We start from the raw sequence: 20,418 nt of genomic DNA, 5'->3' as shown, positions 1-20,418 counted from the left end.
CCTTCGGTTCTTTCGGATCTTCCGGTTTCACTTCTGGCTCCTTCGGTTCTTTCGGGTCCTCCGGTTTCACTTCTGGCTCCTTCGGTTCTTTCGGATCTTCCGGTTTCACTTCTGGGTCCTTCGGTTCTTTCGGGTCTTCCGGTTTCACTTCTGGTTCCTTCGGCTCTTTCGGATCTTCCGGTTTCACTTCTGGTTCTTTCGGATCTTTCGGTTCTTTCGGTTCTTTCGGTTCTTTCGGTTCTTTCGGTTCTTTCGGATCTTCCGGTTTCACTTCTGGTTCTTTCGGTTCTTTCGGATCTTTCGGTTCTTTCGGATCTTCTGGTATCTTAAAATCTTCTTTTGTTTTCGGTAAAATTGTAACTGTAGGCTCAAGTGGTGGATTTATTCTATCGTCCACTATCGCTCTATTTGTTATCCCTTTACTTGGTGCTGCTTTTACCTTCGCTTTAAAAATAATACTACGTTCTTTTGTATCTGTAATTTCTAGATACTTCGCTATTACTTTTCCAAACTCCATTTTTAACTCTACTGGATTTGGTTCAGCCCCTTCAAATCGAATACTATCTTGCACGTACTCTAAACCGGCTGGAATTTCATCTTCTATCTTTACCTCTGCTATTTTTCCGTTTTCTACCGTATTTTCAAAGCTAATTCGGTATTCGATTTCTTCTCCTAGCTTCGGTTCTTTATTACTTACTGTCTTCGTTGCTTTTACCTTACCATCTTTATATTGTGGCTTTATTGTCGCTGTCGGTTCCATAACTGGATGATTTGGATCATCTACGTGAATAATCGCTTTATTTGTTATTTCCTCTCCAACTTTTACTGATTCTTTTACCTTTACTTTAAAGATGATACTTCTTTCTTTCGTATCCGTAATTTCTGGATACTTCACTGTTACTTTTCCATTTTCAACTTTAAGTTCTGTTGGTACAGGCTTATCACCTACAGCCTTCAGACTATCTTTCACATACTCTAAACCAGACGGAATTTCATCTTCAATCTTTACATCAACTAACTTCCCGCCATCTACTATGCCGTTAAAAGTAATTCGATATTCGATTTCTTCCCCTAGCTTTGGTTCATGATTACTTACTTCTTTCCTTGCCTCTAGTTTCCCATCTTTATATTGCGGTGTAATTGGTACAAGTGACTCAATCGGTGGATTTGTCGGATTATTATCATCCACAACCGCCTTGTTTATAATTTCTTTTCCTACTTGTACCGTTTCTTGTACTTTCGCTTTAAAGATGATACTTCTTTTTTTCGTATCCGTAATTTCTGGATACTTTGCTGTTACTTTTCCATTCTCTACTTTAAGTTCCACCGGATGTGGTTCCGGCCCATCAGACTTTATACTATCTTGTACGTATTCTAAACCGGCTGGAATTTCATCTTCTACCTTTACCTCAGTTAGTTTTCCGTTCTCTACCGTATTTTCAAAGCTAATTCGATATTCTACTTCTTCTCCTAACTTTGGTTCATGATTACTTACTGTTTTTTCTACTTGTAATGCACCATCTTTATATTGAGGCTGAATAGAGATATTCGGTTGCTCTGGTGGATTTATTGTATCTTCCACAATCGCCTTGTTCACAATCTCTTCGCCTACTTTAGCTTTTTCTTTCACTTTCACTTTAAAGACGATACTTCTTTCTTTCATATCCGTAATTTCTGGATATTCCGCAAGGACGATTCCGTTTTTCACTTTCACATACAACGGTTTCGGATTCTCTCCCTCGGCTCTTTCACTACCTTCTACAAACTCTAAGCCAGTTGGTAATTCATCCTTAATCTTCACCTTCGCTACTTTTCCATGCTCTACTACGTTACGGAAAGTAATTCGATACTCTACTTCTTCTCCTAATTTTGGAGCTGGATTATTTACTGTTTTCTCAGCTTTTAGTTTTCCGTCCTTATACTCCGGCGTAATAATCGCTTCTGGTTTTTGCGGAGGATTCTTCGGATTGTCATCATCCACAATTGCCGTATTCACGATTTTCTTACCGACTTTTGCTACTTCCGTTACTTTCACTTTAAAGCTAATACTACGCTCAGCTGTATCAGTAATATTTTCATACTTCGCTGTAATTTTCCCAGCTTCTTCTTTTAACTCTACTGGCGCTGGCTCATTACCTTCTGATTTTAAACTATCCTTCACATACTCTAAACCAGACGGAATTTCATCCTCAATTTTCACTTCTGCTAGTTTTCCGTTTTCTACCGTATTTTTAAAACTAATTCGGTACTCTACTTCTTCTCCTAGCTTTGGATCTTTTTTATTTACCTTTTTATCAGCTTTAATTTTACCGTCTTTATGCTGCGGTGTAATATCTACTTCCGGTCGCTCTGGTGGATTTTTTGTATCATCAACAATTGCTTTATTTACAATTACTTTGTCCACTTCAACAGAATCTTTCACCTTCACTTTAAAGATAATACTTCTTTCTTTCACGTCAGTGATATTTTCATACTTCGCACTAACCTTACCAGCTTCTTCTTTCAACTCTACTGGGGCTGGCTTATCACCTTCTGCTTTTAGACTATTTTTCACATACTCTAAACCAGACGGAATTTCATCCTCAATTTTTACCTCTGCCAGCTTTCCATCTTTCACCGTATTATTAAATGAAATTCGGTATTCGATTTCTTCCCCTAGCTTCGGTTTATGATTATTCACCTTTTTATGAGCAGCAATTTTACCGTCTTTATATTGCGGTGTAATTTTTGCTGTCGGATCAATTACTGGATGGTTCGGATCATCAACATGGATAATCGCTTTATTTGTAATGTCTTTACCTATTGCAACTGAATCTTTCACCTTCACTTTAAAGACGATACTTCTTTCTTTCGTATCCATAATCTCTGAATACTTTGCCATTACCTTACCATTTTCTACTTTCAACTCCACTGGTTTTGGCTCTTCACCTTCAGCCTTTTCGCTTCCTTCTACAAACTCTAATCCAGCTGGAATTTCATCCTCAATTTTTACCTCTGCTAGTTTTCCATCTTTCACCGTATTATTAAAAATAATTCGATATTCGATTTCCTCACCTAACTTCGGTTCATGATTACTTACTTCTTTTCTTGCCTCAATTTTCCCATCTTTATATTGTGGTGTAATCGGTACATAAGGCTCTTCTGGCAGATTCTTTGTATCATCTATAATTGCCTTATTTACGATTTCTTCTCCCACTTTTACGCTTTCTTTTACCTTCGCTTTAAAGACAATGCTTCTTTCCTCTGTATCTGTAATTTCTGGATACTTTGCCATTACCTTATTATTTTTCACCTGTAGCTCTACTGGATTCGGTTTAGAACCTTCTGCTGTGATGCTTCCTTCTACATACTCTAAACCATTTGGTAATGTATCCTTTATATTTACCTCTGCTAGTTTTCCGTTTTCTACCGTGTTTTTAAAACTAATCCGGTATTCTACTTCTTCTCCTAGTTTCGGTTTATGATTATTTGCTACTTTCTGCGCAACAATTTTACCATCTTTATATTGCGGAGTAATTTCCACATGAGGCTCTTCTGGCTCATTTTTTGTATCTACTACGATTGCTTTATTAACAATCTCCTTGCCTATTTCTGCCTCTTCTTTTACTTTCACTTTAAAAATAATACTTCTTTCTTTTGTATCCGCAATTTCTAGATACTTTGCCATTACCTTGCCGTTTTCAAATTTCAATTCTACTGGACTAGGCTTAGATCCTTCTGCTTGTAAACTGTTCTCTACATACTCTAATCCAGCTGGAATTTCATCTTCTACTGTAACCTCTACTAGTTTTCCGTTTTCTACCGTGTTTTTAAAACTAATTCGGTATTCTACTTCTTCTCCTAATTTCGGTTTTTTATTGTTTACAAATTTCTCCGCTTTAAGCTTACCGTCTTTATATTCTGGCGTAATTGTTACTTCTGAAGTTGTTGGATCTTTTGTATCATCAACAACTACTTTATTGACAATGCCTTCACCAACCTTAAATTCTTCTTTTACTTTTGCTTTAAAGACGATACTTCTTTCTTCTATATCCGTAATTTCTGGATATTTTGCGATTACTTTTCCATCTTTCACTTTCAGTTCTACCGGATCTGGCTTAGAACCTTCTGCTCGTAAACTATCTTTCACATACTCTAATCCATTTGGTAAATCATCTTTTATTGTTACCTCTGCTAGCTTTCCGTTTTCTACCGTATTTTTAAAGCTAATTCGGTATTCCACTTCTTCTCCTAACTTCGGCGTTTCATTATTTACCGTTTTCTTCGCTTCCACTTTTCCGTCTTTATGCTGTGGAGTAATTTCTGCCGTCGGTGTTTCTGGCTTATTTTTCGTATCATCAATAATTGCTTTATTGACGATTTTTTTACCGACTTTCACTTCATCTTTTACTTTCACTTTAAAAGTGATACTTCTTTCTTCTGTATCCGTAATCTCTGGATACTTCGCCATTACCTTACCATTTTCAAATTTCAATTCTACTGGATCCGGCTTAGAACCTTCTGCTTTCACACTGTTTTCTACGTACTCTAAACCTTCGGGTAAAGTATCTTCTATTTTCACCTCTGCTAGTTTTCCGTCTTCTACCGTATTTTTAAAACTAATTCGGTATTCTACTTCTTCTCCTAACTTCGGCGTTTCATTATTTACCGTCTTCTTCGCTTTCACTTTTCCGTCTTTATGTTGCGGAATAATTTCTGCTGTCGGTGTTTCTGGCGGATGTTTCGTATCGCTCACAATCGCTTCATTAACAATTGAATCGCTCACTTTACCTTTTACTTTCACTTTAAAGGTAATACTTCTCTCTTTTGTATCTGTAATCTCAGGATACTTTGCCATTACCTTACCGTTTTCAAATTTCAATTCCACTGGATCTGGCTTAGAACCTTCTGCTTTTACACTATCTTTCACATACTCTAATCCATTTGGTAAATCATCTTCTATCTTTACCTCTGTTAGCTTTCCATGTTCTACCGTATTTTTAAAGCTGATTCGGTATTCCACTTCTTCTCCTAACTTCGGCGTTTCATTATTTACCATCTTTTTCGCTTCAAGTTTTCCATCTTTATACTGAGGAATAATTTCCGCAGTCGGATTAACTGGCTTATTTTGCGAATCATCAATAGTTGCTTTATTAATGATTTTTTTACCGACTGTTACTCCTTCTTTTACTTTCACTTTAAAAACGATACTTCTTTCTTCTGTATCCATAATTTCTGGATATTTTGCCATTACCTTACCGTTTTCAAATTTCAGCTCTACTGAATCTGTTCCGGCACCTTCTGCTTTCAAACTATTTTCTATATACTCTAAACCTTCTGGTAAAGTATCCTCTATTGTCACGTCTGTTAGCTTTCCGTTCTTTACCGTATTTTTCATACTAATTCGGTATTCTACTTCTTCTCCTAACTTCGGTGTTTCATTATTTACGCTTTTCTTCGCTTTAATTTTTCCATCTTTGTGTAATGGTGTAATTTTTGCTTCTGGTTCTTTCGGATGCTTCATATCATCAACAATTGCCTTATTAATGATTTCCTTACCTACTTCCGCTTCTTCCTTCACCTTTACCTTAAAGACAATACTTCTTTCTTTCATATCCGTAATATTTTCGTATTCAGCAATGACTTTTCCATCTTTCACACTTAACTTTAATGGAGCTGGTGTATCACCTTCAGCCTTTTCACTGCCTTTTACATACTCTAAACCGTTAGGAATTGTATCCTCTATCGTTACCTTTTCTAGTTTTCCGTTTTCTACCGTATTCTTAAAGCTAATTCGGTATTCTACTTCTTCTCCTAGTTTTGGTGATGGATTATCTACTGTCTTCTTCGAATCAATTATTCCATCCTTATATTGCGGAGTAATTCTTTCTTCCGGCTCAATCGGTGGATTTTTCGTATCATCAACAATTGCTTTATTGACAATCTCTTTATCTACTTTTCCTTCTTCCTTCACCTTTACTTTAAAGACGATACTTCTTTCTTTCATATCCATAATATCGATATACTTAGCTTTGACTATTCCATTTTCAACAGCTAATTCTACTGGTCCAGGTGCTTCTCCTTCGGCCTTGATACTATTTTCTACATATTCAAGACCTTTTGGAATTGTATCTTCCACTCGCACCTCTTCTAGTTTTCCGTTCTCAACCGTATTATGAAAACTAATGCGGTACTCGATTTCCTCGCCTAGCTTCGGTTTCTTATTATTAACTACCTTTGTAGCAGCAACTTCACCTTTTTTACTTTGCGGTGTAATAACAACCTTCGATTCAACAGGCTCATTTTTCGGATCTTTTGCAATTGCTTTATTTACGATTGCCTGCCCTACTTTTGCCGAATCTTTTACTTTCACTTTAAAAACAATACTTCTTTTTTCTGTATCCGTAATTTCTGGATACTTTGCCATTACTTTGCCGTCTTCCACTTTTAGTTCTACTGGCTCTGGTTTTATACCTTCAGCTTTCAAACTATCTTTCACGTATTCAACACCTTTAGGTAGTGTATCTTCTACTAGCACCTTTTCTAGTTTTCCGTTTTCTACCGTATTATAAAATGTAATTCGGTATTCCACTTCTTCTCCTAGTTTTGGTGTTTGATTCGTTACGCTTTTTTCAACATCCACTTTACCGTATTTATAATCCGGCGTAATCTTTTCTTCTGGATGCTCAGTTTGTCCATTTGGCTCACTCACAACCGCTTTATTAACAATCGTTTCTCCGGCTTTTGCCTCTTCTTTTACTTTCACTTTAAAGGCAATGCTTCGCTCTTTTGTATCCATAATCTCTGGATATTTGGCGATTACCTTACCATTTTCTACTTTTAACTCTACTGGATTTGGTTCAGCACCTTCAGCTCGCTCACTGCCTTGAACAAATTCTAAGTTAGCTGGAATTTCATCTTCTATTGTAACTGCATCTAGTTTTCCGTTTTCCACCGTATTTTTGAAGCTAATTTGATATTCAATTTCTTCTCCTAGCTTCGGCTTTTTATTTGTTGCTTTTTTCTTTGCAGCAATTTTACCGGCCTTATGCTGTGGTGTAATCTTCTCTTCTAAATCCTTTGGTGGATTTGTTTTATCACTAACGGTTGCTTTATTAACAATTTCTTCACCAATTTTTGCAGTTTCTTTTACTTTTGTTTTAAAGACGATACTTCTTTCTTCCATATCCATAATTTCTGGATACTTTGCAATTACTTTTCCATTTTCAAACTTCAGCTCTACTGGCTCTGGTTTTGCACCTTCTGCTTTCAAACTATCTTTCACGTATTCAAGATTGCTTGGTAATTCATCTTCAATGGTCAATACATCTAGACGTCCACCTTTTATCGTATTTTTAAATATAATACGATACTCTACTTCATCACCTAACTTCGGTGTTTTATTAGAAGCTATTTTTCTCGCCTCTATTTCTCCCGGAACTTCTTTTGGAAGCGTAACCGTAACATTTGCATCATCTGCAGTTTCATAATTTACCTCGGTACTATCTTTTCCCTTTACCGCAACGATATTTTTTATTGTTGTATCTGATTGTACAGAAGCTTTCACTTTTACTTTAAATGTAATAATAGTACTCTCACCAGGTTTTAAAACACCGCCGTCTTTAGCATCTGCCCCTTCACCCATACGGAAATCAATTTGATTATTTACAAACTCTGCTTCATCATCGCTTGCATTATCTGTTTTATTTCCTTTATTACTTCCAGAAATATATTGTATAGATTCCGGAACATACTCTAAACGATCATCTAATTTATCAAAACCTTTTACATTAGATACAGGTGCTTGGTTATTTTTCGTATCATTTTTCACTTCAATTTGATACGTAAACTCTTCACCAGCTTTAATTTCCTTAACTTCTTTACCAGCACTATCTAACGCCTTTTTATCAACTTGTAAGTTTGGAGCATTATGTTCTGTAACGAATGTAGCGTTATTTAATACGTAAATATCACCATAGCCACTATTTGCTCTAAAACGCATTTTTGCTTCTTTTAAATCATTTTTTACTTGATTCGGTCCTTCAAGATGATACGTATGAATGTCAGTACTGAATGAATTCCTCCAATCCGGATTATATCCTGGATATTTTTTCGTAACAAACTCGTTAGTACCGTCTACTTGTACTTCTGTCATAGATGAGTCATTAACATCATTATCTTTACCTTTAATATTTTTAAACTTTTGATACCCTAACCCAAAATCATACTCTCCATAATCATAGGCATACACATCATTATCAGCTGGATCACCTTGCGATGAAAAATAACTAAATTTCGCCTTAAAAGTACCTTCTTTGGGTGTATTTATTTTATTAACACTAATATCTGTCCAGGCTGTACTTTTTTGAGAGACTAGCCCTTCCCAAATCTTCATGTCTTTTACTGTTTCTTTATAGTTTTCATAAACTAATATAAGATTCCAGTTACCCCAGTAATAGCCGCCACCTGTTACATCTTTAATTTGTGGCACATTTGCAACTGTCAAAGTTTGAGAAATCCCTTGCTGCGCAATTACATTTGTTACATCCGCATATGCAACATAACCAGCACCAGCACCTGAGTAATTAGAAATAAAAGGTAAGCTATCCGCTTTTCGTATGCTATCAGCAGTTACATCTGCATATTCTTTATTTCCCATTTTCATTTTGACTGGTTGTCGTACATCATTATCACTAACTCTTTGATTAACATTTGTACTAGTTACAGTTCCCATTGCTGCTGTCCAAAACAAATACGCCTTTTTTACTTTACTTCCAGCAGGAATGTTAGGAAATGCACCTGTTGACGAATTAAAAGTACTATCATCGTTATCAACGTCCACAATCATTTTGTTCGTTTTATAACCCATACTTTGTCTACCGTAATGGTCAGTTGTCAAACCAAGCGTCACATTACCAGTCTGTACTAAATTTCCAGGAGCAATTGTAGAATACAACGGGTCTCCAAACCCTTGTTTATCTCCTGTTTGGATTTGAACCTTCGAAGCATTTTCTGATGCAGCTTGTACTTCTGCATCACTCTGCTTTACTGCTAAAGGTGATTGCTTTTTCTCTTTTTCTAGTTGCTTCTCAGCTTCAGGTTGTTTTATCTTCTCTATTTCTGTTTTTGGTGCAAGTTTATTTTTATCCTCTGCAGATACTTTTGCATCCACTTCTTTAGCTTTTGAATCAGTTGTTGATCCGATAGCTTTCTTACTACTGTCAGCCTCATCATCGGTATTAGCTTCTAACTTCTCTTCAGAAGGAAGCCCTTCAACATCTACAGACATGTTTCCTATTTGTAGTTGATCCTTTTGCACACTAATTTTTTGCTTATACTCTTTATTAAAATGTTGTGCACGACGAGCTTTTATTAACACAGTCATTTTTTCATGTGATTTTAAATCTTTAATTTTAAGATTAGAAGAAAGAACCTTTCCTCCCTTATCTTTTTCCTCTACATAGAAATCCGCTACCTTACTTTCAGGTAATTTCTCTCCGTTTACTTTCACAGATTGCGAAGGGAACGTAATTTCATTTTCATTACTTTGTTTAAGCACCAATTCTTGAATTGGTGTAGCTCCCGTATTTTCAATCGTATATTGAAATACGTGCTCCCTCTCCGCTACTTCTCCCTTATATATTTCAGCATTTACTTGCTCTGCCTTAATTTTCACATCATTTCCTTGTAACTCATCCCAACTTTTTTTATTTATCTCTGTAGCAAAAGCACTGGGTGAAGGCAATATGATGGATAGGAGAAGTGTGATCATCGTTACGACATTAAAACACTTCAATACTTGCTTCATATTTTCTACCTTTCTCCTTTCTATATACTTGCTATCCGTCTACTTAATTTCAGTAACCCTTTCATTTAGTAGCCGGAGGCATAGCAATATATATCCACTCGCAACAATCCGACCTATGAAAATATATCGTTGAAATCCCAATATCAACAATATAAATCTCATAGAATATTACTATTTTAATTTATCAAAAATAGCATATATATCGGACACTTATACAAACCTTTACCATTTTTTAATATAGTAAAAACACTCTACTGTATAGGCTTATATAACAGTTAAAGGATACATAAAAATCTTAACATACTCCCTAACCTATTCATACATACAATAGAATTTTTACCATTTTTTAGTTATTTCAGTTTGTTGTTTATGATTAAAATTTTCAAAAAATAATAACCGGTACATGTAAAAATATGTTACATTATCAAAGAACGTATGTTCTTAATTTAGAGGAGGAATTGTTAATGATAAACGAACCCATTATCGTAAAAAAAGAAGCTTTCCAAGCAATCGGCGTTTCGATTACGACGACTAACGAAAAAGAGGCATCTACTGAAGGAAACATTCCCGAGCTTTGGAACCGATACTTTCAAGAACAAATGATGCATCACATCCCAAATCAACAAACGAAAGAAACATTCGCTTTCTACTCAAACTACGAATCAGATGAAACCGGTACATATACATTTACAATCGGTATGCCTGTTTCTTCATTAGAAGATGTTCCTGAAAATATGACAACTTTAACAATACCTGCCGCTACGTATGCGGTATTTACAACGAGAAAGGGACCAGTTGCTGAAGTCGTTTGCGAAGCTTGGGAATATATTTGGCAATGGTCGAAAGAAAATAAACGTGCCTTCACAACAGACTTTGAGCTTTATGACGAAAGAGCATTAGACCCAAATCATGCACAATTGGATATTTATATTGCGTTAGCCTAAAAAAAGATGCCCATTCGGCATCTTTTTTTGTCGTTAAATAGCTACTGGGCAAATCCATTATTATTGTCTACAATGAGAAAGTGCAGTATAGAAATATTAGAAACTGTATAAAGTGAAACTATACTCAGCGGAGGGCATCTCCCATTGAGTATTAGCCCTAACCAATCGGGCGTTTACTGGTTTTTTAGTTTAAATTTGTCACATAGAAAGGAAGCAATATGGAGGAACTACAACAAAATAAAACTGCTTTAGAAGGAAGCGGAAAACCGTTATTAAAAAATACGAATTTCCTTTTTCTTTGGGCAGCTACTCTTTTTTCAAGCTTTGCTTTAGCCTTTTTTACTTTTTCACAAACGTGGTACATAGCAAAAACATTAAACCTTGAAGCTTCACTCGGTGTTGTTTTCGTAGCCCTTAGTGTTCCAAGGCTTATTTTTATGATTATCGGCGGCGCTGTAGCTGATAAATTCCCGAAAAAAAACATTATGTTTTACTCCAATATTATTCGAGCGATTCTTGTCGCAACCATTCTCACATGGTTTATCGTTGGTGATGTAACACTATATACATTTGCTTTATTCGCTTTATTCTTTGGACTTGCTGATGCTTTCTTCTGGTCAGCAGATGGATCTATCTTACCTGAATTGGTAGAAAAAAGCCGGTTAACACAAGCGAATTCACTTACACAAATGACGAACCAAGCATCGGTCATCTTAGGCCCTGTACTTGGCGGAATTCTGATCAAATTTACAAACTACGAGACAATATTTTCTATTACAATTTTATTACTGATTGTCGCAGCCATACTCGTTCAAAAAATACAATTTACGATGCCAGAACTAAAAGATACAGATAAAGGTATGTTCACTTCCATTAAAGAAGGAATCTTATATGTAAAGGAATCGCCATTCCTTTCAACTTTCCTTCTTTGTAGCGCCTTTTTAAATTTATTTTTAATTGGTCCGATGCAAGTCGGTTTCCCGCTTTTCGTTAAAAATGTTCTGCACGGTGACTCGCTCCATTTCAGTTACTTAGAAGCATCTGTAGGCGGCGGAATGGCAATCGGTGCTGTCATTGTCGGTTTAAAAAATATTAATCGTAGACGCGGACTATTTTGCATTATCATGATGCTACTGTCTGGTGTATTCTTCTTATCCATCAACTTTAGCACCGTACTTTGGCAAGCATTATTAGCCGGCATGTTTTACGGTATTACAATTGCAATGGCTATCGTTCCGCTTATGGCGATGATTCAATCGACAGTAAAAGAGGAAATGATGGGACGCGTAATGAGCTTACTTATGCTATCATCAATGGGCTTTATCCCGCTCTCTTATGCATTCACATCAATCGCACTTGCAATGGGAATTCCAATCGTAACCGTTATGAAAAGCGGTGCAATTGCTGTTATCGTCTTCGTACTATTTGTAGCGATTCGTGTTCCAGTTGTAAGAAAGTTCGACTAGCTACTTGGAGTCATGTATTATACGCATGGCTCTTTTTTAAATGGGTCAAACAGCACTATCCCCTTACTTCTCCTTAATGCAGCTCCCCACTCTAATCCAACCTCTAAAAATAGATCTCGCACTGTACTATATAAAAGTGCCTTCACATTTTTACGGATTTCCCCATATTTATAAGCTCTCACAACACTCTTCACTCGCCAAATGAAATTTCCATACACTTCTTCATCAGCTAATATTTGCTCTAGTAAAACACCTTGTTCTAGTAACCCGCTCTTTTTATACGCAAGCTCGACCTTGCTCCAAAATATATTAATTTTCTGCGGATTACTCGTCATCGGTACCAGTGCGTATATAAAAGGCTTCGGTATATCATGACGGCAATATGTCTCATCAAGCTCGTACGTTATTTTTCTTTTCTCTTTTATTTGTGGAATGTTTTTAGAAAGAATTGTTTCCCTTTCGCTTTTTTGCTCCTTTCCGCTACAGCCAGCTGTATAATCCTCACTTTCACATGCGGACATTTTCATACGGTCATCCATGCGGTCAATTGCAGATATAAGAAAAATATATAAGTTCGCACTATACCCGCCGCGCTTATGTCTTTCTTTTGTTGCAACACGCTTTATAATTCCTAGTTCCTCTAACTTTGCAATTGAACGGCGTACTGTACGAATACTCTTTCCAACATTCTTCGCAATCGTCTCCATTAACGGACAGGCGACTCCTACTGTTTTTTGTTTCTCATTCACCGCATACTTTCCTAAAAAATGAATAATGGTAGCATCCGTTTTATTCAATTGAAATCGATAGCACTTCAAAACTTGTTTTTGATATGTATTAAACTCTTCTTTACTTCGAAATTCACTGTATGGTTTCATTAAATTATATAAGCTTCCCATTTATATCACCTCATTTATAAGTAAGAGACAGGAAGAGAATTTGGCGTGGAATTTAATATTTTTTTAATGGAGATGAAAATATGATCGTAATTAGCGCTTGTTTAGGTGGTATAGCTTGTCGATATGACGGAAATGACAATCTCGTTTCAAAAATAGAGGAGCTACTACAAAAAGAAGATACAGTCCTCATTTGTCCTGAAGTATTAGGAGGACTGCCAACACCTCGTCCTTCTGCTGAAATTATTGGCGGGAATGGCGACGACGTTTTGGACGGAAAAGCGAAAGTGATGACAAAAGATGGTGAAGATGTCACAGAAGCTTTCGTAAATGGTGCTTATAAAGCATTAGAACAAATTAAAAATTTACACCCAGAATATATTATTTTAAAGGAACGTAGTCCATCTTGTGGCAGTTCTACGATTTACACTGGTGAATTTAATGGCAATAAGCAAACTGGTTACGGGGTAACTACTGCTTTATTTAAAAGACACGGATTTAAAGTCATTTCAGAAGAAGAATTTGAAAGCAAAAAAAGGAATTGACCCTGTTCGTCAATAAAGGTTATTTACGTTCGTTTTAAAAATAGTAATAAACCCTTATATATCAACGGTTTGTGTAACGTTAAAAATCATGAATAAATTTTAAATTTTATTCATTCGTTACCAAAATGTGACCATAAAAACAAAAGAGCACAGCGTGTATATATGGTGTTGGACCACCGTATATACCGTCCACCTGAGCTGACCAGGTAAACACTTGCTATACTCTCATGAGTTATTTTACCTCATACAAGGGGTATTAAGCAACGTTTACCAATAAATCGGTGACGTTGCTTTTTTGTTTCCAAAAAGGAGACAAACCGTTATGAAAAAGTGTATTGATGTATTAGCTCAACCAGAGTCCTATCATAATTTATCAACATTTTCAAATGTACAGGAATTAAATCAAACGATTAGAGTATACAGAGATGTAATTAAAACGTCTATTAAACGTGCAGATGTACAATCTAAATTAATTGCATTACTTGAAATTTTAAAGCGTCATAGCTGCAAATACGTAGGTGTTAGTTTCCTATGTAAAAATAGAATAGCTGAGATAATGAGCGTATCATATAAAACTGTACAACGTTTAATGACGAAACTTGTGACTTTAAGAATAATTAAGCAAATAGCCATGAAGCGAAAAAAAGATATGCGCCAAACTTCTAATGCAATTATTATCCAACCAATTGTAAATGAAGTGTCCCACAAGCACCCTACTGAAACGACTAAGAAGTGTCCTACCGTTAAAACAAATACTAAAATCTTAAAACAAAAGAGTAAAGATATAAATAAACGTAATGGTAATGACAATAATGCTGTACCTAAAGAAAACATTAAATGTGCTGAATTTGTAGCCCATTGGGTTCCGAAACGTTTCGTTTCCCTAACTTCAACATTTTATTCAAAAGCTAAAACAATTCAAGAATTTTGGAAGGTCGTAAAACAATGCAATTGTGTAATAAATCATACAACAGGCCAAACGGCGTTTGACAAAGAACAAGAACTACAAATTGGTGTACAAGCTATGAAAGAATTTGCGATGAAGGTAAAAGATGGAGTCAAAATGAAAAAGGGTAAGTTTGCGTATTTCAACGGTATCGTAAACAATTTGATGAACAAATATTATTTTGACCCTGAATTTGGTATGTGATGCTCTCTTTTACACTTCAGGTATCACATATACCTTTGCATATACACCTTGCTGCACAGCAAATTGTTCTAGCGTCTTTTGCCTAAATGGTGTGAGTGTAAAGAAATGAAGGATAGGGACTTTCCCGTTATATTTGTTTTTATAATACACCGTGAATTCACCATACTTATTCATTTTTTCACTGTTCACATTCATCATTTGTGTACGATCTATTTCGACTGCATTGAGAATCCCGTCACTATCACGGTACTTTACATCCGGAATAATGGTTCGCTTCTTGTCATCTACTTTATAACGTATAGGGGCTTCTATCTGCCAATCCTCAGGACAAAATAGATTCAGCCACGCTTCGTTTCTCATGAGGCTGTGTGCTAATCGAATGGTGGGCACAACCTTTTCTACATCATCGAATAGCGCACGTCCTTGTTTATTGAGGTAATATACATGCTCTTTTTTATAAACGGTACTATTCACATATGGACTTAAATCTTTTAAAATTCGATTTGCATTTCGAATTCCTCCCATATCGTGAATTGCCATTAAGTGTCTTCTTGTCGCAAATTTCAGCTTTCTAATCGAGGTCAAAATCATCATCTGACGATTCATTTTGATATGTGTCTGCATATGCATCCTTTTTCACCTCGTATTGTTTTAATACGTCCCACATCTGTTCATTTGAGATATAAGGGACTTGAATCTCTGTTAATCGATCAGTTTTAAAAAGCGCACGCCCTGGTATACTTTCAATCGATTCAAGACCAGTTTCATCGATGACAACTTGAGAAGCTGTTTGAGTTGGTAACCGAAATCCTAATTTTGCATCACTGTTTTGTTTCACTTGACGTGGTAAAGTATCGCCAGTAGGATATTGTGTGCAAAAAATCAATCGAAATCCTAATGCTCCACCAATTCGCGCTATGTGAGAAAGCATCTGTTGACAAGCTCCTAATAACTTTTGTTGTTCCCTATTCATACTTTTATCAGGACAAAGTTCTGCCCCTTCATCTACGATAATAAAGTAGCGTTCTCTTATATTTGTTTCTACCACATTGGTATAATGGTGTTCTTTCATAAAAAGCATTTTTTCTTCCATCTTTTTTAGAATCGCGCTTAATACCTGAAAAGCTTCCAGTGGCTTTTCTGCAATAGAATCAACCTGCTTTATGTTTTGGTATGGTCCGAACTCTAATCCTCCTTTTAAATCAATAATAAACAAGTGCGTATTGTTTGCTTGTGCAGTAATAAGAGATGTCATCACATTCTTTAGGAATACAGTCTTTCCCATACGAGTTAAACCACCTAATGTCATATGTGGTGTTTTATCAAAATCATGATAAACCAATTGTTCTAAACTTTGCCCGATTGGCACAAGCCATTTTCCAGCTTGAATTAAATTTGTTGACCATTCCCATTTCTTCGGTATTTCTTGATCGAATACACGTATGTTCAATTTATAATTGTCATACTGAATTCGAACAGGTTTATTTAACCCTTCACTTACAACATCTTCAACTTTTTGAATAATTTTACTCGGCATACCAACAGGCAACTCATACACATATGTTGTACTTCGATCATCATGAGTTCGCTTCTTAAATGTTGGATAATGAATCCTATCATCTTTTTTAATTGCAATTCCTGACACTTCAAAAAATACTTGTATCTTCTTTTTATCATCTATTTTACTTTTAAACCGATCACTTACGAATGCAATAGTTAAAGCTGTCGTCGGGACCAATAGTAATTCCAGCATAAACATTTCTCCTTTAGATATCCTATAAGGATATCATTGCACTTTGTTGGAAGAAGACAGAACAAGCATTTTCGCTTATGAATTCTACTGTCCCTCTCTTCCACATCATATTCCTTCATAGAAACATAACGAGAACATAACGTAGAAGATATAAGAACGAGCCCGTAAGCGTCGTATACAAGGTTATACGTGGAAGCCAATGTGGAACACTCTTCCCCATTTTTTCAGCTACACTCATCGCAATTACAGACAAACCTGTTGCCGTCCAAATAATGACTGCTTCTCCTGCAAGTGTCATAGCCATTCCTCCTCAACCAGTTCCTCTTTCTCACGAAATTTAATCCCTGATTTGGTAGCTACAATTTGATACCGCTCCATTAAATCTTGCCAATTCAATATATCTTCCTCTTCTCCATATAAATCTTCTTCAATAACTTGTGATAAGTTGAAATACCCTTTGTATTCTTTATTATCAAATACTTCATGGTTCCTCATGTGAGTAAGAATAGATTCCGTCTCTTTTCTGGATCTTGATTCGTTATACATGTGACGTAATTCTTTTGATGAATATAAATACGGCGTTACATTGAGATAACTATACTGAGAACGCATGCAACCCTCTCCTCTCTTAATATCTACGATGCCATTTGGAATTCCAAGTAGAAGTCTTCGTGGGCTTCTGAGTGGAAGTAATATAGGTATATGATGTAGAACTTTAAAACTTGTTTGTCCACAAATAAAAATATTAGAGGTTTTTAAAAATTGAAATAGAACATTGAAAAAGGAGGGATTTTATGAAGTGTAAATTAAAGATAATCTTGGCCGAACGAATGCTAAAACAGTCTGATCTTGCGAAACTGGTGGGTATTACAGACCAAACATTAAGCATGATAGCAAGAGGGAAAAGTGAACCTACGTTAAGAGTTGCGCTTCGTATTGCAAAAGCTTTGGATCTGACTGTGGAAGAAATTTGGATTGAAGAGGGGAGATAATATAATATATGCCTAGACCCAAAACCAACTTGAGGATTGTAAAAGAAGTATACGGTGAACGAAAAATAGAGGAAGTTTTTGAAGAACTTTACGAAAGAAAATACGGATTAAAAGTTAAGGTGAGCAGGAAAACATCTGAAAAATTAGCCACTGAAAAACACCAAGAGAAAAAATATAACCAGGAGTAATTACAATGTCAAAACAACCATCATTCAAAACATTAAATCGAATTATTGAAAAATATTATGATCCTAAAAATGGATTAATTGAAGTAGAGCAATTTATCATAGGTTTTGAAGCGGAATCACTTTTTGTATTAGATTACAAAGGCATTATGTATCAAAAAACATCTGCTCTAAAATATGATCAGGGTTATGAAATCTTATTACTTCCTTATACAGAACTACATTCAAATTCTAAACAAGATTTACTGCAACTATTAAAGCGTAAAATAATTGTTTATTTCACGTATACAGATCATGATCAACAACAAGAAGACTTTATGCCCGATATAGGAAATCGAATTTTTTCATTTATGAGCCATATGTTAAAAGGTGCACAGCAAAATAAAAGAGCGATTCCAGTACGTTTTATTTTAATAGATATTGAAGCAATTGGTTTTATTCCTAAACTTTCTAAATTTATGGCTGGGTGTCGAGGCTTTAATGTAGGCACTTGTTTGTTTGTAGATGACAGATTGACACTGTCATATGGATATAATAAAGAACAGGTAGACAAAATGTACAATAACAGTGTAGTTACATCAAAATAAAATACTATGAATATGTATTAATTCAATACAACTTAAAATAGGAGGTTGAACACGTGAGTTATGATACCGTCGCATCGCTACAACGCATGCAACAATTACAACAAGCGCAAGCTGCTTGTGGAAAACGCATAGTGTTAAAAAGAGTTTATGAATCAGATAAAATTTCTGCGCTCATTATCGTTCTTTGTATTTTAGCTATCCCAGCAACAATGTGTATATCCCTTTTAGTTGGATTAGTAATCTATTACATTAGAGAATTTAAGCGTACAACATATTTAGTTAAAAACGTTGCTACTGGAGAGAAGTTCAGAGTCGATAAACAAGACTTTAAACAATATAAGAGGAATTTTAAGAAGAAAGAAAAACAAGTTAGAAGAATTTCTGATTTATAAAACTATTCTTTTGTAAAAATATATTTAACATATACATTTATCAGTCAATAATAAGTTCTATCCTTCACTAATATTGGATATACTATTTATACATCTAGAGAATCACCACATGAGGCACCTTCAGCTGGGGAAGGTGCCTTTTTATTTTGATGGAACATTACGTACTTTAGAAGCATATATTAAATTGCTCCTGGCATGATGCCTTTCTATATACAGAAAAAGCATTCCGGCCTCACCACCCTGGATTGCTTTTTCTCATATTTCAGCATATTGCTACATACAATGCAATTAACACGTTCCCTTTTTATATAGCATCCTATGTAATCAGAGCACTCCACAAGAGTACTCTGATTTTTATTGTTCATATTTATTCCTTTCGTTACATATGATTACTATCGACAAACCAAATGAGAGATATATCTTTATAATGTTAAGAAAGAGCGTCCCTCACTCGCCAGAGGAAGGCTCTTTTTCCGTCCATTTCACATACACATAGGCCTTATTCGTAGTCTCAGAGTATGAACAATCTCAAAAATGGTGTTATCCTAACCCTCAAACCTCACATACTCCCCAGAAACCCATTGATTTCCACCAACGTTGTACCAGCCATATTGAATGCCCCAAGATTGATAGCGTTCCCCTCGGTACACATTCTTTACAATACCATAATTCGTTCCTGGTCCTGTACGAACACGTAAGACATCCGCAGTAATTGTAACAACACCTATACCATTGTTAGATGGTTTTGTAGAACCTGTATTCCCACCACCGATATATGCGTTTTGCACCCTTTCTATAAAAGAATTCCAACGTCCTTCTGCTAACATACGATGCGGGCAATACTTTCCACTCCACGATTGGTGTGTGCGAACTTTACTTATCGGAATGTTGTATTGTTTCATGAGCTGTGCTACAACAATAGCTGCATTATTTTCTGCTTTATAATACCTATCCCCACCGCTTAAAGAATAACAAATCTCCACGCTAATCGACTTTCTGTTGCCTGAACCATTCCCATCTCCACAAGCCCATGCATTCCGTTCTAAAGGTAAACCTTGCACCGCTTCTTTATCGTCTACCGCAATATGGAATGACACTTCATTATTATTTCGTATCATATAGGCAATTTCATTCTCAGCTGGTGCATCATTATACGTATTGTGAACTGTGATAAATTCTGGATTCATCGTATAAGGACATTTTGTACCATATTTACTTGGGTCAACTAATTTTTTTCTAATTTCCATTATTGAACATCTCCTTTTTTCTCTCCTTGTTTTTGTTTGCCACCTAAAATTTCAACTGCATTTGTTAATGCTGAAGGTAAGGGGATTCCCATACGACCAGCGTTTTCTAAAAGTGAAAGTAACTCATTGCCCATGAAGAAGAAAATAGTCGCTTCACGAATTGCGCTGTTACTTCCCAGTGCTGCATCTAATTGTGCTGCTGCCCCAACTAAAAGAAAAAGCACCACCTTTTTGGCGATGCCTTTGAAACCAACTTTACTTTTTAATTCTCCGTTATATCCTGCTGCAATCATGCCAGTTAAATAATCAATAACTGCCATCGTTACTAAGATTTTCAATGTTGCATCCCATCCTCCCAAGAAGTAACCACAAAACCCACCGAAAGTGGCAATAAAAACTTTTACTAATACATCGATACGATCCACATTCTTTCCTCCTTCTTCAAGATAAAAAAAGAGAGACACTTGTCCCTCT

At 35.8% G+C, this 20,418-nt stretch carries 16 protein-coding genes; 8 read left to right on the top strand and 8 right to left on the bottom strand.

The annotated features are described in order from the left end of the window. The coding region (locus CQ064_RS28620; RefSeq protein WP_142396694.1) for an isopeptide-forming domain-containing fimbrial protein at positions 1 to 9,787 on the bottom strand (9,787 nt) is incomplete at its 3' end. 464 nt (positions 9,788 to 10,251) lie between these two features. Between CQ064_RS28620 and CQ064_RS28615 the strand changes: the two genes are divergently transcribed. Continuing rightward, the gene (locus tag CQ064_RS28615; protein ID WP_000606660.1) at positions 10,252 to 10,731 is read left to right on the top strand and encodes a GyrI-like domain-containing protein; all 480 of its coding nucleotides are present in this window, start codon (positions 10,252 to 10,254) and stop codon (positions 10,729 to 10,731) included. A gap of 218 nt (positions 10,732 to 10,949) precedes the next feature. Further along, on the top strand, positions 10,950 to 12,197 hold the full coding sequence (locus tag CQ064_RS28610; protein ID WP_000391931.1) for an MFS transporter: 1,248 nt from the start codon (positions 10,950 to 10,952) through the stop codon (positions 12,195 to 12,197). A gap of 17 nt (positions 12,198 to 12,214) precedes the next feature. On the opposite strand, the gene CQ064_RS28605 is transcribed toward CQ064_RS28610, so the two are convergent. Continuing rightward, the gene (locus CQ064_RS28605; RefSeq protein WP_000535246.1) at positions 12,215 to 13,096 is read right to left on the bottom strand and encodes a helix-turn-helix domain-containing protein; all 882 of its coding nucleotides are present in this window, start codon (positions 13,094 to 13,096) and stop codon (positions 12,215 to 12,217) included. An 80-nt stretch (positions 13,097 to 13,176) separates the two neighbouring features. Here CQ064_RS28605 and CQ064_RS28600 point away from each other — a divergent pair, with 80 nt between their 5' ends. Both CQ064_RS28600 and CQ064_RS28595 read left to right on the top strand, forming a co-directional pair. Continuing rightward, positions 13,177 to 13,638: a 2-thiouracil desulfurase family protein gene (locus CQ064_RS28600; protein ID WP_000635489.1), complete on the top strand. Its 462-nt coding sequence runs from the start codon at positions 13,177 to 13,179 to the stop codon at positions 13,636 to 13,638. Positions 13,639 to 13,960: 322 nt separating this feature from the next. Next, complete coding sequence (locus CQ064_RS28595) at positions 13,961 to 14,788, top strand: hypothetical protein (protein ID WP_000710531.1); 828 nt, start codon at positions 13,961 to 13,963, stop codon at positions 14,786 to 14,788. A 9-nt stretch (positions 14,789 to 14,797) separates the two neighbouring features. On the opposite strand, the gene CQ064_RS28590 is transcribed toward CQ064_RS28595, so the two are convergent. The 4 genes from CQ064_RS28590 to CQ064_RS28575 all read right to left on the bottom strand — a co-directional run bounded on the left by CQ064_RS28590 (position 14,798) and on the right by CQ064_RS28575 (position 17,153). Further along, entirely contained in the window at positions 14,798 to 15,418 is a 621-nt protein-coding gene (locus CQ064_RS28590) for a replication-relaxation family protein (protein WP_000551103.1), read from the bottom strand. Further along, positions 15,360 to 16,541: an FtsK/SpoIIIE domain-containing protein gene (locus tag CQ064_RS28585; protein ID WP_000891536.1), complete on the bottom strand. Its 1,182-nt coding sequence runs from the start codon at positions 16,539 to 16,541 to the stop codon at positions 15,360 to 15,362. Before CQ064_RS28585 ends, CQ064_RS28590 begins: the two co-directional genes overlap by 59 nt. Before the next feature lie 115 nt (positions 16,542 to 16,656). Beyond that, entirely contained in the window at positions 16,657 to 16,839 is a 183-nt protein-coding gene (locus CQ064_RS28580) for a hypothetical protein (RefSeq protein ID WP_000170777.1), read from the bottom strand. Then, positions 16,836 to 17,153, bottom strand: coding sequence for a hypothetical protein (locus CQ064_RS28575; protein ID WP_001257569.1), 318 nt, complete (start codon positions 17,151 to 17,153; stop codon positions 16,836 to 16,838). The genes CQ064_RS28580 and CQ064_RS28575 overlap by 4 nt, the downstream gene beginning before the upstream one ends. A gap of 182 nt (positions 17,154 to 17,335) precedes the next feature. On the opposite strand from CQ064_RS28575, the gene CQ064_RS28570 reads away from it, so the two are divergent. From CQ064_RS28570 to CQ064_RS28555, 4 genes are read left to right on the top strand one after another with little or no spacing between them, the layout of a single operon-like run. Further along, complete coding sequence (locus CQ064_RS28570) at positions 17,336 to 17,533, top strand: helix-turn-helix transcriptional regulator (protein ID WP_000649833.1); 198 nt, start codon at positions 17,336 to 17,338, stop codon at positions 17,531 to 17,533. Between the two features lie 8 nt (positions 17,534 to 17,541). Continuing rightward, positions 17,542 to 17,721, top strand: a complete 180-nt coding sequence (locus CQ064_RS28565) for a hypothetical protein (protein WP_001137905.1) — start codon at positions 17,542 to 17,544, stop codon at positions 17,719 to 17,721. 5 nt (positions 17,722 to 17,726) lie between these two features. Beyond that, positions 17,727 to 18,305, top strand: coding sequence for a type IV secretory system conjugative DNA transfer family protein (locus CQ064_RS28560; RefSeq protein WP_000043397.1), 579 nt, complete (start codon positions 17,727 to 17,729; stop codon positions 18,303 to 18,305). 53 nt (positions 18,306 to 18,358) lie between these two features. Continuing rightward, positions 18,359 to 18,697, top strand: coding sequence for a hypothetical protein (locus tag CQ064_RS28555; RefSeq protein WP_000119483.1), 339 nt, complete (start codon positions 18,359 to 18,361; stop codon positions 18,695 to 18,697). A gap of 545 nt (positions 18,698 to 19,242) precedes the next feature. Here CQ064_RS28555 and CQ064_RS28550 read toward each other — a convergent pair. Then, entirely contained in the window at positions 19,243 to 19,944 is a 702-nt protein-coding gene (locus tag CQ064_RS28550) for an N-acetylmuramoyl-L-alanine amidase (RefSeq protein ID WP_000405778.1), read from the bottom strand. Beyond that, positions 19,944 to 20,369: a phage holin family protein gene (locus CQ064_RS28545; protein WP_000373913.1), complete on the bottom strand. Its 426-nt coding sequence runs from the start codon at positions 20,367 to 20,369 to the stop codon at positions 19,944 to 19,946. The genes CQ064_RS28550 and CQ064_RS28545 overlap by 1 nt, the downstream gene beginning before the upstream one ends. Between the last annotated feature and the right edge of the window lie 49 nt (positions 20,370 to 20,418).

Origin of the sequence: Bacillus sp. MYb78 (genome assembly GCF_002975115.1) — a bacterium.
GTDB lineage: Bacteria > Bacillota > Bacilli > Bacillales > Bacillaceae_G > Bacillus_A > Bacillus_A cereus.
This window is presented reverse-complemented; position numbering and strand designations above follow the sequence as displayed.

Excerpts from the sequence above, each read along its gene's own strand:
- CQ064_RS28580 (WP_000170777.1), bottom strand. The coding sequence starts at position 16,839 with ATGACACTTGCAGGAGAAGCAGTCATTATTTGGACGGCAACAGGTTTG.
- CQ064_RS28585 (WP_000891536.1), bottom strand. The coding sequence starts at position 16,541 with ATGCTGGAATTACTATTGGTCCCGACGACAGCTTTAACTATTGCATTC.
- CQ064_RS28600 (WP_000635489.1), top strand. The coding sequence starts at position 13,177 with ATGATCGTAATTAGCGCTTGTTTAGGTGGTATAGCTTGTCGATATGAC.
- CQ064_RS28615 (WP_000606660.1), top strand. The coding sequence starts at position 10,252 with ATGATAAACGAACCCATTATCGTAAAAAAAGAAGCTTTCCAAGCAATC.
- CQ064_RS28590 (WP_000551103.1), bottom strand. The coding sequence starts at position 15,418 with ATGCATATGCAGACACATATCAAAATGAATCGTCAGATGATGATTTTG.
- CQ064_RS28595 (WP_000710531.1), top strand. The coding sequence starts at position 13,961 with ATGAAAAAGTGTATTGATGTATTAGCTCAACCAGAGTCCTATCATAAT.
- CQ064_RS28550 (WP_000405778.1), bottom strand. The coding sequence starts at position 19,944 with ATGGAAATTAGAAAAAAATTAGTTGACCCAAGTAAATATGGTACAAAA.
- CQ064_RS28610 (WP_000391931.1), top strand. The coding sequence starts at position 10,950 with ATGGAGGAACTACAACAAAATAAAACTGCTTTAGAAGGAAGCGGAAAA.
- CQ064_RS28570 (WP_000649833.1), top strand. The coding sequence starts at position 17,336 with ATGAAGTGTAAATTAAAGATAATCTTGGCCGAACGAATGCTAAAACAG.
- CQ064_RS28565 (WP_001137905.1), top strand. The coding sequence starts at position 17,542 with ATGCCTAGACCCAAAACCAACTTGAGGATTGTAAAAGAAGTATACGGT.
- CQ064_RS28605 (WP_000535246.1), bottom strand. The coding sequence starts at position 13,096 with ATGGGAAGCTTATATAATTTAATGAAACCATACAGTGAATTTCGAAGT.
- CQ064_RS28575 (WP_001257569.1), bottom strand. The coding sequence starts at position 17,153 with ATGCGTTCTCAGTATAGTTATCTCAATGTAACGCCGTATTTATATTCA.
- CQ064_RS28560 (WP_000043397.1), top strand. The coding sequence starts at position 17,727 with ATGTCAAAACAACCATCATTCAAAACATTAAATCGAATTATTGAAAAA.